The following is a 1,136-nucleotide window of genomic DNA, read 5'->3' as shown; positions in this document are numbered from 1 at the left end:
ATCCTCGAAAAAGCCTCTGCTCGATCATCAACTCTTATCCGGCACGCATCCTCATGAAACCCAACATCGAGCTGCCAATGCATCACTTCAACACCCCAGTGCGCACGCGTAGCATTATGCAATTCTTCAGCTTTCAGCTCTTTTGAACTGATATAATAGCGTACCGACAGTTCTTCAGGGTTAGCCACTTCACCGATTTGCCGAAGGCATACCATTATCCCTATCGATTTTAACTCTGGCCACTCGTAAGCAAGGTCCCCTAAGACTGATAAGTCTGTATTAACCAAAGCACAGCGCGTCTCTTGTCGACCATGAGATGTCTCTTGGCTTACATAGCTGTCACCATCAAAAACTTGTATCATCGACGGACGGTAATAGGCATTGAACGCCTCCTCTAAACTGCCTTGATTTCCTTTCACTGCTAGCAGGTAATCCGCATTCTTATCAACGATCTTTTTCGCTATTTTTCGTTGGCACCCCATCGCGTCTATCGTGACCAAGCAACCTGAAATATTTAATTTTTTCCAGTAACTTAGGGATCTCCGTGATTTCGTTTGTCTTTTCATTTACCTTGGCTTGCGCAAGCCAAACACCATTTGCGGTAGCAAAGGCATTGACCATATGTATCACAGAACGACCTTTAGATTTGTCATAGGAGCCTCGGACCGTTTTGCCATCTATCGCAATCACTTCACCCTTGCGTTACATCATGACAGGCATTCATCCATTCTATAAACGCTCGTTGCATTGCATTCGGATTTACCATACCCAAAACGCGAGCTATCGTATCAGCCGATGGAATACCTTGCTCAAAATCTCCGTACTCCTTCAGAAAATCTACCCTCAATTTTCCAAAGTCGCTAATGCCTTCCCAAGTGTCTTGGCCCGATAAAACTGCACAGATTGTCAGTAAGATGATATCTGATAATTTATGTTCTACTTTTGCAGACTGACGATAATCTTTGATAGCCGTAAAGTGTGTAAATGGCATGAGTTGTTTGGTCATTTCATAGCTCCATTGGGGAATGGATCTATTAAACAACACTCAAAATGATCAACAACCTGATCCTTTTTACAGTCTCAATTCTGTGAGCAAGAATGCTGAATAAACAACAGCATTTGAAAATTTGATGGTC

At 43.0% G+C, this 1,136-nt stretch carries 1 pseudogene; it reads right to left on the bottom strand.

Annotated elements, in window-relative coordinates:
* A pseudogene (locus tag AB4583_RS21405) lies at window positions 1-1,006 on the bottom strand (ISAs1 family transposase); the annotation flags it as partial.
* Window positions 1,007-1,136 lie beyond the last annotated feature (130 nt).

It is taken from the genome of Vibrio sp. 10N.222.49.C12 (assembly GCF_041475025.1).
Taxonomy (GTDB): Bacteria; Pseudomonadota; Gammaproteobacteria; order Enterobacterales; family Vibrionaceae; genus Vibrio; species Vibrio crassostreae_C.
The sequence above is the reverse complement of the archived record's forward strand: the minus strand, read 5'-3'. Positions and strand labels throughout refer to the sequence as shown.